General features: G+C 65.7%; 14 protein-coding genes. 8 read left to right on the forward strand and 6 right to left on the reverse strand.

Annotation, left to right across the window (positions count from 1 at the left end; genetic code table 11):
• Positions 1 to 55 precede the first annotated feature (55 nt).
• From ABIB49_RS03155 to ABIB49_RS03165, 3 genes are all read left to right on the forward strand, one after another.
• On the forward strand, positions 56 to 1,726 hold the full coding sequence (locus ABIB49_RS03155; RefSeq protein ID WP_226775077.1) for a phosphodiester glycosidase family protein: 1,671 nt from the start codon (positions 56 to 58) through the stop codon (positions 1,724 to 1,726).
• Positions 1,727 to 1,886: 160 nt separating this feature from the next.
• Positions 1,887 to 2,324, forward strand: a complete 438-nt coding sequence (locus ABIB49_RS03160) for a universal stress protein (RefSeq protein ID WP_226775076.1) — start codon at positions 1,887 to 1,889, stop codon at positions 2,322 to 2,324.
• A gap of 49 nt (positions 2,325 to 2,373) precedes the next feature.
• Positions 2,374 to 2,751: a VOC family protein gene (locus tag ABIB49_RS03165; RefSeq protein WP_226775075.1), complete on the forward strand. Its 378-nt coding sequence runs from the start codon at positions 2,374 to 2,376 to the stop codon at positions 2,749 to 2,751.
• 21 nt (positions 2,752 to 2,772) lie between these two features.
• Here the strand turns inward: ABIB49_RS03165 and ABIB49_RS03170 are convergent, their stop codons facing one another.
• The gene (locus ABIB49_RS03170) at positions 2,773 to 3,630 is read right to left on the reverse strand and encodes a 3-hydroxyacyl-CoA dehydrogenase (RefSeq protein WP_226775074.1); all 858 of its coding nucleotides are present in this window, start codon (positions 3,628 to 3,630) and stop codon (positions 2,773 to 2,775) included.
• A 26-nt stretch (positions 3,631 to 3,656) separates the two neighbouring features.
• Positions 3,657 to 4,289, reverse strand: a complete 633-nt coding sequence (locus ABIB49_RS03175; protein WP_226775073.1) for a TetR/AcrR family transcriptional regulator — start codon at positions 4,287 to 4,289, stop codon at positions 3,657 to 3,659.
• A 70-nt stretch (positions 4,290 to 4,359) separates the two neighbouring features.
• Between ABIB49_RS03175 and ABIB49_RS03180 the strand changes: the two genes are divergently transcribed.
• Complete coding sequence (locus tag ABIB49_RS03180; RefSeq protein WP_354156673.1) at positions 4,360 to 6,768, forward strand: alpha/beta fold hydrolase; 2,409 nt, start codon at positions 4,360 to 4,362, stop codon at positions 6,766 to 6,768.
• Between the two features lie 97 nt (positions 6,769 to 6,865).
• Here ABIB49_RS03180 and ABIB49_RS03185 read toward each other — a convergent pair whose 3' ends face one another.
• Positions 6,866 to 7,639 carry a lipoate--protein ligase family protein gene (locus ABIB49_RS03185; RefSeq protein ID WP_396021282.1) on the reverse strand — a complete coding sequence of 258 codons (774 nt, stop codon included), beginning with the start codon at positions 7,637 to 7,639 and terminating at the stop codon, positions 6,866 to 6,868.
• Between ABIB49_RS03185 and ABIB49_RS03190 the strand changes: the two genes are divergently transcribed.
• Positions 7,632 to 8,015 carry a DUF2177 family protein gene (locus ABIB49_RS03190; RefSeq protein WP_226775071.1) on the forward strand — a complete coding sequence of 128 codons (384 nt, stop codon included), beginning with the start codon at positions 7,632 to 7,634 and terminating at the stop codon, positions 8,013 to 8,015. The two genes, ABIB49_RS03185 and ABIB49_RS03190, sit on opposite strands and share 8 nt — an antisense overlap.
• A gap of 52 nt (positions 8,016 to 8,067) precedes the next feature.
• Here the strand turns inward: ABIB49_RS03190 and ABIB49_RS03195 are convergent, their stop codons facing one another.
• Both ABIB49_RS03195 and ABIB49_RS03200 read right to left on the reverse strand, forming a co-directional pair.
• Positions 8,068 to 8,871, reverse strand: a complete 804-nt coding sequence (locus ABIB49_RS03195; protein WP_226775070.1) for a thioesterase family protein — start codon at positions 8,869 to 8,871, stop codon at positions 8,068 to 8,070.
• 85 nt (positions 8,872 to 8,956) lie between these two features.
• On the reverse strand, positions 8,957 to 9,241 hold the full coding sequence (locus ABIB49_RS03200; RefSeq protein ID WP_253032642.1) for a DUF427 domain-containing protein: 285 nt from the start codon (positions 9,239 to 9,241) through the stop codon (positions 8,957 to 8,959).
• A 199-nt stretch (positions 9,242 to 9,440) separates the two neighbouring features.
• Here ABIB49_RS03200 and ABIB49_RS03205 point away from each other — a divergent pair, with 199 nt between their 5' ends.
• Together ABIB49_RS03205 and ABIB49_RS03210 are read left to right on the forward strand one after the other, a co-directional pair.
• Positions 9,441 to 10,145, forward strand: coding sequence for an endonuclease/exonuclease/phosphatase family protein (locus ABIB49_RS03205; protein WP_226775183.1), 705 nt, complete (start codon positions 9,441 to 9,443; stop codon positions 10,143 to 10,145).
• A gap of 26 nt (positions 10,146 to 10,171) precedes the next feature.
• Positions 10,172 to 11,851 (forward strand): SulP family inorganic anion transporter, encoded by a 1,680-nt coding sequence (locus ABIB49_RS03210; protein ID WP_226775068.1) that lies wholly within the window; start codon positions 10,172 to 10,174, stop codon positions 11,849 to 11,851.
• Positions 11,852 to 11,991: 140 nt separating this feature from the next.
• On the opposite strand, the gene ABIB49_RS03215 is transcribed toward ABIB49_RS03210, so the two are convergent.
• Positions 11,992 to 12,645, reverse strand: coding sequence for a DedA family protein (locus ABIB49_RS03215; protein WP_354156674.1), 654 nt, complete (start codon positions 12,643 to 12,645; stop codon positions 11,992 to 11,994).
• Positions 12,646 to 12,657: 12 nt separating this feature from the next.
• Here ABIB49_RS03215 and ABIB49_RS03220 point away from each other — a divergent pair, with 12 nt between their 5' ends.
• Positions 12,658 to 14,112 (forward strand): DUF5129 domain-containing protein, encoded by a 1,455-nt coding sequence (locus ABIB49_RS03220; protein WP_354156675.1) that lies wholly within the window; start codon positions 12,658 to 12,660, stop codon positions 14,110 to 14,112.
• Positions 14,113 to 14,174: the final 62 nt, after the last annotated feature.

Consider the following 14,174-nt stretch of genomic DNA (forward strand, 5'->3'; position numbering starts at 1 on the left):
CGAACTGGGGCCCGGGGGTAGCCGGAGCCGGTGGCGGGGAAGGTATTTTCGAGCCATGACACCTCCCACTTTGCGAAAAGGTGCGGCCGCAATTGCCGCCGTTGCCCTTGGACTTCCGGCAGCCTTCATTGCTCCAACAGGCGTGTCCTTCGCAGACACCGCGGTGCCTGCATCCCAGGTACACGGACGGCAGGATGGCGGCAAACTCGAACTCGGCGCCCCGGATCTTCCCGAGACGCGAACCGTCACCACCTTGGCCCCTGGCCTGACACGGACTTCCATCACCCGCGGCGCTCCGGACGCCGCGCTGTTCTGGACCGCCGAAGTCGCCATCCCGTCCACATCTGCCGATCCCGACGCTCCGGCTTCCGCATTGTCGGATGCAGCGACAGCCGAGGCGGTGGCCCTCAAACTCCGGGACGCCGGAGTCCAGGCGCGGGTTGAGCACGTCCAGTCACCCCAGCTCGCCGACGCCGGCGGAGACCTGGGATACCGTGTGCGCGCCGGCGCGTTTGAATCGAAGGACGCCGGCACGGCAACGATCAGCCAGCTCAAGGCAGCAGGCTACGCCGCCTCCGCCTTGTACACCGGCTGGGACGGTGATGCCGGGACCGCAGGGACAACCCGGGGCCCCTGGAAGCTGGAAGTCCTCACTCTTGATCCGAAGACTTTCCGGGGTGAGCTCACCTCCGGGTTCGGCCCGGACCTGCAGGACCGGGAAACCACAAGCCAGCTCGCGACAGCCGAAACTGCCCTGGCCGGGGTGAACGGCGGCTACTTCGTCCTGGACCCGAGGGCCGGTGCACCAGGCGACCCGGCCGGAACCGCAGTGGTCGGCGGCAAACTGCTCAGCGAACCCGTCGCGGACCGGCCGGCTCTGGTCATCGACGGCAAAAAGAACGAATCATCAATCAAACGGCTGACCTGGAGCGGTCGCATCTCGTCCCCCGGCCACGGCGCGCCGCTGGCCCTTGACGGCCTGAACCGGGTACCGGGGCTGATCCGCAACTGCGGAGGTACCGGCGATCTTCCCACCAACCTGCCCCTGCACGACGCCACTTGCACGGACCCCGACGAGACCGTCGCCTTCAGCGGGGAGTTTGGTCCCTCCACACCGTCCGGTCCGGGACTCGAAGTAATCCTCGATCAACACGGCACCGTAACAGCGGTCAACAACGCCCGGGGTGCAGCCGTCCCTGCCGCCGGCAGCACAGTGCAAGCCACCGGAGCGGACGTGGCCAAGCTCAAGGATGTGGCCATCCTCGGCAAACGCCTCGATGTCGAATCGGACCTGAGCAATGAAGCCGGCAAGGTGGAGAAGACCGGCGGGGCCACCTCCGTCGTCAACGGCGGGCCGATGCTCGTCTCCGGCGGCGTCGAGAACATCACCGCCCGAAAGGACGGTATGGTTCACGCCGACGACAACAACAGTTTCTATTACGGCTGGGTCCACAAGCGCAACCCGAGGACCATCGCGGGCGTCGACGCCCAAGGGCGCACCCTCCTGGTCACGGCCGACGGACGCCAAACCACATCGCTCGGGCTGAGCATCAAAGAAGCCGCCGACGTCGCCCGGTCCCTGGGAATGGTGGACGCCATCAACCTCGACGGCGGTGGCTCCACCACCATGGTCGTAGCCGGCCAGGTCGTCAACTCCCCCTCCGACGCAGCCGGGCAGCGGCCGGTGGGCGACGCACTGCTGGTCCTTCCGCGCCGCAAGAATTGATGCCACCGGCCCGGAAACGGTTGGGCGGACACGGATGGTCAAGGTGGCCGCCCACCGGGGCCGCGGCGCGGGGCTAATGGCACTCCCGGAGAATCTCCCGGAGTGCCAAGATGGCCTCACTATAAAGCCAGGACCCATTGCTAAGCGAAGTGGAGGACTCATGGACGATAGCGGGAGTTTCAGGATTGTGGTGGGGGTGGACGGTTCGCCGCAGTCCAAGGCCGCCATGGACTGGGCAATCGTAGAAGCCAAGCTCCGCAACGGCCAGGTGCTGGCGCTTGCGGCGTGGAACTTCCCCTATGTCGGCGATGCCCTGGGCCAGGTCTGGGACTACGACGTCTTCCAGTCAGATGCCGAGGCCATCCTCAAGGCAGAGCTGGCCCGCGTCACGGACCAGGGAGTGAACATCACCGGACGCGCAGTGCAGGCTAATCCCGGCTCAGCGCTCGTGGAAGCCTCCCGGGCGGCCGACCTGGTGGTCGTCGGTTCACGAGGACACGGAGGATTCACCGGCATGATGCTCGGGTCCGTGTCGGCAGCTGCGGTTCATCATGCGCATTGCCCGGTGCTTGTACTTCGCGAACGCAGCACGGAGTAGGTCCCGATGGTGCGGTGCCCCTGGATCTCTCTTGGGCTATCGTGGGGCCATGCCCAGTCAATTAGCTGCTGTTGCCATCGACGCGATCAGGCCAAAAGTGGTCGCCGATTTCTGGTGCGCCGTCCTGGGCTGGCACGTTGTTGAAGCGGACAGCGACGTCATCAGCATTGCGCCGCAGGATAAAACCCGGCCCTCCATCGATGTAATTGCGGTGCCCGAAGGCAAGACCATCAAGAACCGGCTGCACTTCGACCTGCGGGCCGACGGCCTCTCCACTGCCGAGGAACTGGAGCGACTGCTCGCCCTCGGCGCGCAGCGCACAAATGTGGGCCAAGGCCCGAATGCCAGTTGGGTGGTACTGGCTGATCCCGAGGGCAACGAGTTCTGCTTGCTGTCCCGAACGGTCCAGGACGTCGACCCGGACTAAGCGGTTGAGCCGCCGGCGGACTCAGTATTTGTAGAAGCCTTCGCCTGTCGCGACGCCAAGCTTGCCCTTGTCGATGTAGCTCTCCTTCAGGTACCGGGCGAACGCCTGCGACCCGGCGTCGGCTGAGGACGAGGCGATGTTGTACGCGGTTCCCAGGCCCACAACGTCGTAGATCTGGAACGGGCCGCTCGGTGCTCCGGTAGCAATGCGCCAGGTTTTGTCAATCGTTTCGGGGCTGGCGACGCCCTGGAGCAGCAAGCCGGCGGCCGCATTCAGGAGCGGGACCAGCAGCGAGTTCAGGACGTACCCCGCTTTCTCCTTCTTGATCTCGATCGGCTCCAGTCCGCTGTTTCGGGCGAAGCCAACGACGGCGTCGAACACCGCCGGGTCCGTGTCGGCGGTGCCCATCACCTCGGCAATGTTCTGCGTCCAGATGTTGTTGGCGTAGTGGATGGCAAGGAAGCGGTCGGGGCGGCCGGTGGAATCCTTGAGGTCGCTGGGCAGCAGGGTTGAGGAGTTGGTGGCGAAGATGGTCTTGGCGGGAGCAAGATCCGCGAGCTTGCGGTAAAGGTTCCGCTTGAGCTCAAGCATTTCCGGTACCGCTTCTATCACGAGGTCAGCGTTCGCGACGGCGGCCCCGAGGTCAGCGGTGAGGTGGAGGTTGCCAAGAGCTGCCTCAGCCTTTCCCGCCACGGCGCCGGCAACCGTTTGTTCCCGGTAGATACCGGCGAGGTGATCGAAGCGGGCCCGGGCCTTTTCGAGAGCCGCGTCGTCGATGTCATAGGCCGTGACCTCGAATCCGTGGAAGGCGGCCTGGTAGGCGATCTGCGATCCGAGCACTCCGGTACCGAGCACGGTCAGCGTTTTGATGTCGGGCATTCGAGTTTTTCCTTTCGAGCCGGGCGCTAGGGGCGGCCGGGGTTGACGGACCCGTAGATACTGCGGATCCAGATGGTTGCTAACACGTCCAATGCGCGTGACTCGGCGATGGCGGGGCTCTCCTGGTTGAGCACCGCGGTGATCACCCGCTCGTTCATCAGGTTGAGGCTCACGGCGAGGTCGTGGGCATCGATACCCCGCGGCGCGGCCCCCCGGGCTTGCTCTGAGGTGATCACATCGGTCGAGAAGTCGGCCCAGGACTGCATCGACTTGGACCAGAGCTTGCGGACCTCATCGTTGCGGGAACGGGCCGTGATCGCCGCGGTGGCGACGCCGCGGTGGGACGCGAACACCGCCACGAACATGCCGATGGAACGGGTCCACGCTGCCGCGGGATCGCTTTCGAAATCCCGCGGCAAGTCACCGACCCGGTGTTCCACCTCGGTGATCACGCGGTCCAGAAGCGCCAGCAGCACTTCGTCTTTGGATGAAAAGTAGAAGTAGAAGGTGGGGCGCGAGATGCCGGCGCCGCGGGCAAGCTCCTCGATCGAAATGTCGTCGAAGGCCCGCCCGGCAAGGAGCGCCTCGGCGGCAGCAAGGATTGCATCCTGGCGTTCATCCCCCGAGACCCTCGCGGTACGTCGTCCTCGTTGAACCATGCCGCCCATCCTAATCCAATTTTTCGACGCGGTGTTGACTCTGTCAACGCTAAGTCGATAACTTGGCGACATGAGTGAACACGTGGATGTTTTGATTGTTGGAGCCGGGCTGAGCGGCATAGGTTTCGCCAGCCGGTTGAAACGCGAGGCACCCGGGAAGACCTTCGCAATCCTGGAGTCACGCAGCGCCGTGGGCGGCACCTGGGATCTCTTCAGGTACCCGGGCATCCGCTCCGACAGCGACATGTATACCCTCGGCTACTCGTTCCGGCCCTGGGAAGGTGCCAAGGCGATCGCCGACGGCGACTCGATCCGCGAGTACATCGAAGCGACGGTTGCGGACGAGGGTCTCGAATCGCGGATCCGGCTGAATTACCGTGCCGTCTCGGCCGAGTGGTCCAGCGAAACCGCGCTGTGGACCGTGACGGCAGTCCCGACCTCCGGCGGCGAATACCGGCAGGGCGATCCGTCGTCGACCGCCGAGGAAGTGACGTTCACCTGCTCCTTCCTGTCCGTCTGCTCGGGCTACTACCGTTATGACGAAGGCTTCACCCCGGCCATCGAAGGTGCCGACACGTTCGCCGGCTCGATGGTGCACCCGCAGCACTGGCCGGCCGACCTCGATTACGAGGGCAAGCAGGTGGTGATCATCGGCAGCGGGGCCACCGCAGTGACGCTCGTGCCGTCGATGGCGAAGTCTGCCGCCAAGGTCACGATGCTGCAGCGCTCCCCCACGTACATCGCGCCCGTCCCGTCCCGGGACCACCTGGCCGACCGCCTCCGCGGAAAGCTGCCCGCTCAACTGGCTTACGACGTCGTCCGGGCCAAGAACATCCTCTTTTCGATGTTCACGTACCAGTTGAGCCGGCGGCGGCCGGAAACAATGAAGGCGATTCTACGCAAATCGGCAGTCGCCAAGCTGCCGGCCGGATTCGCCGTCGACACGCATCTGGCCCCGTCGTATCAGCCCTGGGACCAGCGGGTCTGCGCCATCCCGAATGGGGACCTTTACCGGGCGATCAGCGCCGGTACCGCCGACATCGTGACCGACGAGATCTCGCGGATCACTCCGGACGGAATTGATCTGGCCTCGGGCAGGTCAATCCCGGCGGACGTGATTGTCACGGCAACAGGACTGAACCTGCTTGTGATTGGCGGGATGACCCTCACCGTCGACGGCGAGCCGGTGGACGTGGGCCGAACTTTGACCTACAAAGGCATGATGCTCGACGGCGTGCCCAACTTTGCGCTCACTATCGGCTACACCAACGCATCATGGACGCTCAAAGCCGATCTGGTCGCGGGATACATCTGCAGGCTGCTCAAGCACCTCGACCGCCGGAACCTGCAGTGGGTGGCACCCAAAGCACCCGTCGAGGTCGCGGGCGCTGAGCTGACGTCCCTGATTGACCTGAAGGCCGGCTACATCCTGCGCGGCGCCGACAAGCTCCCCCGGCAGGGGGCAGAGTCGCCCTGGCGGCTGCACCAGAACTACTTCCGCGACTTCGCCCTGCTTAGGGCCGGCCGGGTCACGGACCACGTTCGTTTCGGCCGGCGCGGGCAGCAGGTGCGCGGATCCGGACGGACGACGACGGCGGCGCTCCCGGATCCGCTCGACCTCCCCGGCACCGGGCACGTCGACGTCGGCGGTGCGCGGTTTCGCTACCGGAAGACCGGCAGCGGGGATCCCATGCTGCTCCTGCACGGCATCGGCCAGAGCCTGGAGGACTGGAACGAGCAGCACGAACGGCTCGCGGCGCGGCACACCCTCATCAGCGTGGACCTGCCCGGCTTCGCCTACTCCGACCGTCTCTCCGGACCCGCGACTTTGGCCAAGCTTGCCGGCTCTCTGCCTGCCTTCCTCGACGCCGTCGGGGTGCACGAGCCGCTGCCCGTGATCGGCAACTCGCTTGGCGGCGCCGTTGCCATGAAACTGGCGGCGGACCATCCGGACCGCGTCTCAGCCCTCGTACTTGCCAACAGCGCCGGGTTCGGCCAGGAGGTCGCGCTGGTCCTGCGCCTGCTCACGGTCGGGCCCCTCGCGGCTCTGCTCACGCGTCCTGCTGAGGCCGCTTCCCGCCGAACTGTGGAGTCGATCTTCTACAACAAGGCGCTGGTGACCGATGCCCGGGTCGGCCAGGCTTACGCCCTGTCGCGACGGGCGACGCACCGCAGGACCCTGCTTGAGGTCGCCCGCGATCTCGGCACCGTCTCCGGCGTCAGGGCAGAATGGCGGGCTGACCTCATGGCGGCCCTGGCGCAGTCGGACATTCCGATGCTCGTGGCCTGGGGCGACCACGACCACGTCCTCCCCTTCAGCCACCTCAAGGCGGCGACCGCGGCATTGCCACGCGCCGAGTCCCACGTCTTCCCAAAGACGGGTCACATGCCCCAGATCGAAACACCGGACGAGTTTGCAGCGGTAGTGGAGGACTTCCTCGCACGGCGCGTCGCAGACCGCCGGACGGCACGCCGCTGATCCGCCCTTCGGGGCCAGTCCTGCCGGATTTTGGCCGCTTTCATCAGCAAGGAGACCAGCCCCTGGCGGGTGCCGGCAGCTTCACTCCCGGCCCGCGTCAGCTGAACAGGCTGCCGAAGTCGCCGTAGGCCAGGGCTGCGTAGCGGGCGTAGGTGTCGAGCACTGCCGCCTCGACGGCATCCACGTCCAGGTGCGGGACAAGGTCGTTGACGGCGCCCGCGGTGGCAGGGTCCCAGTCCAGGCCCAGGGCCGCGTAGCTTGCCTCCAGCACGGCGCGGATCGGCACCGAGTTCTGCACGACGATAACCGAGCTGAACAGCCAGCCACCGGCCACCACGCGCTGCGCGGTACCAACGAGTTTGAGCTGGCGCCGGGGCACCTGCGGATCCTGCCCGTGGACACTGAACTCGCCCGGGCAGTATTCACCGGGAATCTCCCCGACCGCCGCGTCGACGCCGGCGGTCCGCAGGGCGCTCGCAAGCAGTTCGCCAAAGAAGGAGAAACGCCCTTTGGCTCCGGCGATCGCGTCTGTGGCCGGTTCCAGGTGATCGATCACCAGCGTGCCCTCGTGATAGGCGGCGGCGCGTCCGCCTGCCTTGCGGATCAGCGGCTCGAACCCCAGCTCGCGGCAGGCCAGCGCCGCGGCATCGAAGCCCGGCAGGTGGGTGTCCCGCTGCCCGAAGGCCACCGTGGGCGCCGGGCGGTAGAGCCGGAGCATGGCCCCCGCTTCGCCGGTTTTGACCTTCCGGAGCAGCTCCAGGGCGAGGTCCAGGTCCGCGGCTGCCCCCAGCGATTCTTCCTGCCGGAAAATCGTCAGCGTCCGTGCTGCGCCAGCGGCCTCCGGCATCTTGTTATGCTCCCTTATGCTCATCTTGCAATTCCTCGTCGTGGCCGCCGCATTCGCCGTCATCGATTCCATCTGGCTCAAGTCGATGAGCAAGTTCTATCGAAGCCATCTCGGGCACCTTATGGCAGATAAACCCAATCTAGGGTACGCCGTTGTGTTCTACGTGCTGTACATCGCGGGGATCGTCTTCTTCGCGCTCCAGCCCGCGCTCGACGGCGGCAGCTGGCTCACCGCACTCGGCTACGGCGCCGCGCTGGGAACCTTCGCCTACGCCACCTATGACCTGACGAACGCTTCGACCCTGAAGAACTGGCCGCTGGTCATCGTGGTGGCGGACATTGCCTGGGGCGCTGTGCTGACCGGCCTTGCCACCGTCGTCGGCTGGCTCGTGTTCCACTAGGCGGCGCTCCACCGGCGCCAGCGCGGATGGCGCCGGACGGGCCGGCCGCGCGCTAGGACTTCCGGAGCGTCAGGATCTGCTCGGCGCGGCCGAACGGGCCGTTGAGGTCGTGCAGCACGGTGGACGTCAGGCCAATTCCGTCCGTACCGAACGAGACTTCGTTGTCCAGTCCCAGCCACTCCCCTTCGGGGCGCCGGTACATGTGGATCTGGAGGTCCAGGTTGGGAAAGGCGTAGCTGCCGGTGCCCGGTGGAACGCGGGCGGCAATGCCGTTGGCGGTGTCCACCAGCCCGATCAGCCGGGCGAGGTCACTGCTGTCCGCTGTGTCCGTCAGCGGATGGTCCGTGTGCAGCCAGACGGTGCCCGAACCGGCCCGGTGTCCGTCCGCGATCCGCATCTGCAGCGAGGCAATGTACCCGCCCGGCCAGACTGTGGCCGCGTCGTACGGTTCGCAGTCCTCCGGTGCGGGGATCTTCGGGTCCTCAAAGGCCGCGACGGCTGAAGTGTCGGAAGTGATCATCCGCCACGCCGTGGCCCGGATCGCGGTGCGGCCGCCGGCCACCAGTTCGGCCTGCAGCAGTTCGATGGTCCGGCCCGGCCGCAGGGTCGTGGTGACAACCTCGAATTCGCCGCCCGGAATCAGCCCGAGGATCTCATAGCTCAGCCGTGCCATCCGCATGTCGTTGCGCGGGTTATGCCGTGCCAGGCAGTCGGCCATAATGCCCGAGGCGGGTGCCATGTGCTGTTCGTGTACATTCCAGGCTCCCTGGGCGTGGATGGTGGAGCGAAAACGCCCGCCGCCCAGCGATTCGTAGTAGAAATTTCCCTCGGCAAGCACCGGTAGTTCAAAAGTCAACGTCTGCCCTTTCGCGTGGCTGGTAATCCCAGAACACACTATCGCTTCCGCTGCGCCGGCAGGCGGGCCCTCAACCGGGCAGGTTTCAGTCTTCTACCCGGACACCGCGCCAGAAGGCAACATGGTCCTTGATCTGCCGGGCGTCCGCCTTTGGCTCGGCGTAATACCAGGCGGAATCATCGTTGCGCTGGCCGCCGACCACAAGGCTGTAATAGCTGGCCTTGCCTTTCCAGGGGCAGACGGTGCTGTAGTTGCTCTCCTGAAGGTAGTCGGAGTTCACCGAGGACAACGGGAAGTAGTGGTTTCCCTCCACCATGACAGTATTTTCGCTCTCCGCGATGACCGTGCCGTTCCAGATTGCCTTTGCCATGATGTTCTCTTCCGTTGGTGGATCGGACGCCTGTTCAGGCGGGCGCGCCCCGCTGCCCGCCATTGGTTCAACGACGGGGGCCGCCCAAAGATTCCACTGGAACGGCCGGGAACCGCGGCGTTAAGTCCCCGCCGATTCACTCGACTGGGTAGACTCGGAAGTGAATTCCCGCGACTATCCGCTGAAGAGGTGCCCCCTGATTCGAGTCATCAGCTACAACCTGCGTAAGCACCATGCCAGCGGCGAGCTGGTTGATCTGGCGCACAATTTTGGCATTGATGCCTTGTGCCTGCAGGAATGCGACACTGACGATCTCCCGGACACGATCGGTGATCTGCACCTTGCCGACTCCACCAAAGGCAACCGGCTGGGCCTGGCGATCTACTACCGCAGGGACCGGTTCCGCGCCTATGAGACGAAGACTTTCGCGCTGAAGAAGTCCCTGCATGACCGGGTCCTGTCCCCCGCCCACGAACGGCTCATCGGTACCCGGGTGGTGGACAACGAAACGGATCACAACCTCGTTATCGCTTCCTTCCACGCGGCTCCTTTGACCGCTTCGAACTCACTGCGGCGGAACCAGATCCATGCGGCCCATGCGGAATTGCTGAGCATGGGCGGTGGCCTCATGTCGCTGATGGTGGGCGACTTCAACTACCCGTTTTTCACGAAGTACCTCACGGAGGAAATGAAGGATGCCGGCTACGACCTGACCCTCAGCGACCGGCGCACCTACACGCGCTACAAGGTGTTCAAGGGACACTTTGATTTCGCGACTTCGCAGGGCCTCAATATCGAAAGCGTGGAAACCCTCCCCCGGGGCGCCTCAGACCACCTCCCCATCCTTATCTCGGCGGAGTACGGCCAGGACGCCACCGGCACCTCCTCGTCCCCAGCCGCGTAGGCAGTTGCACCGTGCGGGGAGCTTGGGTGCCCAAAGCCCCGCCCGGGCTCCTGACGGTGCGCAACTATAAGCGAATCTGGCTGAAATCGGATCTGATGGCCGGCGCGGCCCTCAGTGCCTTCCTCATCCCCACCGGAATGGCCTACGCCCAGGCCGCCGGGCTGCCGGCAGTCACAGGCCTCTACGCCTCGATCATCCCGCTGCTCGTCTACGCCGTCTTCGGACCGTCCAGGGTCTTGATTATCGGACCGGATTCCAGCCTGGCCCCGATGATCGCCGCAGCCCTCCTGCCGCTCGCCGGCGAGGATCCGGACCACGCCGTAGCCCTGGCCGGTCTCCTGGCGCTGATGATCGGCGGGCTGCTCCTGGCGGGCAGGATCCTCAGGCTCGGTTTTGTCACCAACCTGCTGTCCAAACCCATCCGCGTTGGCTACCTTAACGGAATCGCCGTGGCGATTATGCTCAGCCAGTTGCCTAAACTGCTCGGCTTCCCGTCCCCCGGCGGCTCGCTTGTTGGCATCGCAACGGGCACCTTCACGGAAGTGGCACGGGGCGCCGTTCAACCCCTCGCGTTTTTGTTCGGCGCGGGCACCATCGCCGTCATCGTGGTGTGCCGTGTTCTGCCCTGGAAGCTCCCCGGCGTGCTGATCGCCGTCGTGGCGGCCACCTTGCTGACCGCGGCACTGAACCTGGCGCCGGCGCTCCCCACCGTCGGAGCCCTGCCCCGCGGCTTGCCGCTCCCGGCCCTCGGCGGAGTCAGCTTCGCTGACGTGCTGGCCTTGGTCGGCCCGGCGGCAGGCATCGCGCTGATTGCCTTTGCCGATACCTCGGTGCTCTCCAAAAGCCTGGCCGCCCGGAGCGGAGCGCACGTCAGCGGGAACCAGGAAATGGGTGCCCTCGGCATGGCGAATCTGGCCAGCGGCCTCTTCGGCGGATTCCCAATCAGCGGCAGCACCTCGCGGACGCCCATCGCCCTCGAAGCCGGCGCCAAGAGTCCGTTGGGCGGAGTCTTTGCCGCCGTTCTCGTGGCGCTGTTTATGGTCCTGGCGCCCGGCGTCACATCGTACCTGCCCGCACCCGTGCTGGCAGGTGTGGTTGTGGTCGCCGCGGCGTCGATCTTCGACGTCCGAACGCTGCTGCGGTTGCTCAAGATGAGCCGGACCGAGGCCGCACTGCTGGTTGCCACGTTCCTGGGCGTCGCCTTTGTGGGGGTGCTGGAGGGGATTGTTGTCGCCATCGGCCTGTCCCTGATCGCCTTTGTCCTGCGCGCACTGGACCCCTACCGAACCGAACTGGGCAGCGTGCCGGACGTTCCCGGCTACCACGACCTGAGCCGGCATCCCGAGGGCCACCGGGTCCCCGGCCTGGTCATCGTCCGCTTCGATGCGCCGCTGTTCTTCGCCAATGGGGCCGTCTTCACCGATCACATCAGGATGCTCGTCGCCGGCACGACCCACCCCGTGCACTGGGTGATTGTCGCGTCGGAGGCCATCACAGGCCTGGACACCACAGCACTGGATGACCTTGTGGCGCTCGACGACGAGCTCGCGAGGGGCGGGATCAGCCTGGTCTTCGCCGAGATGAAGGGTCCCATCAAGGACCGGCTGATCCGGTTTGGGGCCAGCAGCCGGTTTGGCCCGGAACACTTCTACCCCACCGTCTCCAACGCGGTGCGAAGCTACAAGGCAGCCTTCGGCCTGGAGTAGGGCAGGGCCTCAGTCCTGCAACGTGATCACGTCGATCGTGCCGTCCGGCCTGACCGTCACGAGTACACGGCGTCCGCTCACGCCCTGGAGTTCACCGGCCTGCCCGATGGCGTGGGTGCGGGCCCGCCGTTATGGTGCCTTTAGGCCCGACCCCGCCCTGACCTGCTGTTTCGCCGTCGGATTCCCTTGAGGATAAGCCAGCCGGCGACGGCAGCCAAGGCAGCGTAGGCGGCAACGTTGAAAAGGCGGGAGTACTCGTCAATGAGCCGGTACTGCGCCCCGAGCAGTGCCCCCAGCCCGATTAGCAGCGCGTTCCAGATTCCGCTCCCCGCAACCGTGAACGCGCTGAAGGTGCCGAGGTGCATCCGCCCGGCGCCGGCAGGCAACGAGATCAGGCTTCGAACGCCCGGCAGCAGCCTGCCGAAAAAAACCGCGGACTTTCCATGACGGCTGAACCAGTCTGCGGCTTTTTCACAGTCTTCCCGGTCCATTAGCGGGACCCTCGACAACCACCGGATGGACCGCTCCAGCCCCAGCCGCGCCCCCAGCCAATACAGCAGCAAGGAGCCAAGGTAGGCACCAAGGGTACTGGTGCCCAGCACGAGAGCCATGTTTATGCTCCCCTGCCGCGTGAGGAACCCCGCCAGCGGAAGGATGACCTCGCTGGGAATGGGCGGGAAGACCGTCTCCGCCAGGGCAAAGAGTCCCACACCCCCTTCACCAAGGGCGTCAACTGCGCGCGCGGCTAGACCGGCCAGGCCACCCACCCCGTCGACGCCATCGACAGCAGGCACTACGCTCGGGAAATGGGAATCGTTCGGAAAATACGTGCTGTCCTCGCTCTCGTGTTGATCGGGCTGGCGGGGACCGGTCCGGCGGCACAGGCCGTTACCGCTTCCGACATCGTTGTGGAGGACAAGGCGGGGGTACTTGACCAAAAAACCCTCCTGCCTGCAATCCGGCAGATTGATTTCTACCAGCCCACCAAGGTGGCCGTCTACACCTACAGTGGTGCGGCGTCGGATAACCTCAACGAGGAAGTCCTGCGCTTCGCCCGGTCCGAACATCCGGAATGGATCAGCGAGGACGGGCAAAAATGGGCGAACGGGCTCTATATCTTCGCCCTGGACCCGGTGGGCCGGCATGTTGGCACGTACATGGGCGAGGACCGGAAGGTCTCGCTGGATCAGCGCGAGGACATCCAGAACGCTACCAAGGAGCTCTTTCGCGATGCCCAGTGGACAACCGGCACCATCGCCGGCATCCAGCGCGGCGCCGAACTGATCAACCAGCCCTGGTACCGGTCCACAGCCTTCCTCGTCGCGGCCTGGGGTGCCGCGGCTGCCGCCGTGGCCGGCGCCGCGACCTGGCTGATCGTGCGGTGGCGGACCAGGCTCAGCAGCCGCAAGGAACAGGCTCGCGGCGACGCGAGCTACGCCAGCGTCAGCATGGACCTCCAGGTCACCGAACTGAACGCCGGCACCATCCCGGAAGCGTCCCGCTACGGCAGTACAGTGCTGGAAAAGCACCGGACCTTTATGGCGAAGTACCGCACGGCCACCGGTCTCTCCAACCAGGTCCATTCCTTGTCCGCCAGGGACCTCAGCCGCCGGCCGAACCTGAAACTGATCCGCAGCTACGCCGACGCCGCCGCCGAATTGGATGCCCTCGACGACGTTATCGCCGACACCAATGCCCTGCTCAATCGTGGCTCCGTGTGGGCGCCTGCCTGGGACCGGCAGCTCGCTCCGTTCCGCGCCGACCTCGCGGCAATTGAACAGATGCTCAGCAAGCGCAACGCCGGGGGCAACACGGCGACCGCGGCGGCCCTGCGTTCGTTCCGGGACACAAGCCACCGCGATATCGAAGGGTGGACGGCGGAACTCGCGGACGGAACCATCAGCCCTGAGACGGCCCTGGACCGGCTGCGGGACGCACGCACCCAGCTCTCCGAGCTGCTCAGGGACCACGCGGATACCGTCATCGCCGGCTACGCCAAAAACGAAAAGGAAGCCAACCTGATGCGCAAGGAAATGGAAAGCGCCCAGGCCGGCAGCAAAGCCAAGTACGGGCGTACCTACGAGCCCAGCATCCTGGGCACCGTGTACCCGGCCTACTACTTCTTCTCCGTTCCCACTTTCAACTCCGGTTTCAACACCGGTGTCAGCAGCGTCGGAAGCGCCCGCGGCGGCGGCGGCACCACCGGCTACGGCGCAAGCGGCGGAAGCTTCTCCGGGTCCGGCAGTTCATCCAGCTTCTAACGGTTCGGCCGGAATTGACCCTACCGGAGAGCCGAACTGCGGCGTACGCTCGAACTCCCGGG

This window comes from Arthrobacter sp. UYCu512, assembly GCF_040547075.1.
Lineage (GTDB): Bacteria > Actinomycetota > Actinomycetes > Actinomycetales > Micrococcaceae > Arthrobacter.

What these genes read in the sequence shown, in the direction of transcription:
- ABIB49_RS03190 (WP_226775071.1), top strand. Translation starts at nt 7,632, where the DNA reads ATGCTCATCTTGCAATTCCTCGTCGTGGCCGCCGCATTCGCCGTCATC.
- ABIB49_RS03170 (WP_226775074.1), bottom strand. Translation starts at nt 3,630, where the DNA reads ATGCCCGACATCAAAACGCTGACCGTGCTCGGTACCGGAGTGCTCGGA.
- ABIB49_RS03220 (WP_354156675.1), top strand. Translation starts at nt 12,658, where the DNA reads ATGGGAATCGTTCGGAAAATACGTGCTGTCCTCGCTCTCGTGTTGATC.
- ABIB49_RS03200 (WP_253032642.1), bottom strand. Translation starts at nt 9,241, where the DNA reads ATGGCAAAGGCAATCTGGAACGGCACGGTCATCGCGGAGAGCGAAAAT.
- ABIB49_RS03165 (WP_226775075.1), top strand. Translation starts at nt 2,374, where the DNA reads ATGCCCAGTCAATTAGCTGCTGTTGCCATCGACGCGATCAGGCCAAAA.
- ABIB49_RS03180 (WP_354156673.1), top strand. Translation starts at nt 4,360, where the DNA reads ATGAGTGAACACGTGGATGTTTTGATTGTTGGAGCCGGGCTGAGCGGC.
- ABIB49_RS03175 (WP_226775073.1), bottom strand. Translation starts at nt 4,289, where the DNA reads ATGGTTCAACGAGGACGACGTACCGCGAGGGTCTCGGGGGATGAACGC.
- ABIB49_RS03160 (WP_226775076.1), top strand. Translation starts at nt 1,887, where the DNA reads ATGGACGATAGCGGGAGTTTCAGGATTGTGGTGGGGGTGGACGGTTCG.
- ABIB49_RS03185 (WP_396021282.1), bottom strand. Translation starts at nt 7,639, where the DNA reads ATGAGCATAAGGGAGCATAACAAGATGCCGGAGGCCGCTGGCGCAGCA.
- ABIB49_RS03155 (WP_226775077.1), top strand. Translation starts at nt 56, where the DNA reads ATGACACCTCCCACTTTGCGAAAAGGTGCGGCCGCAATTGCCGCCGTT.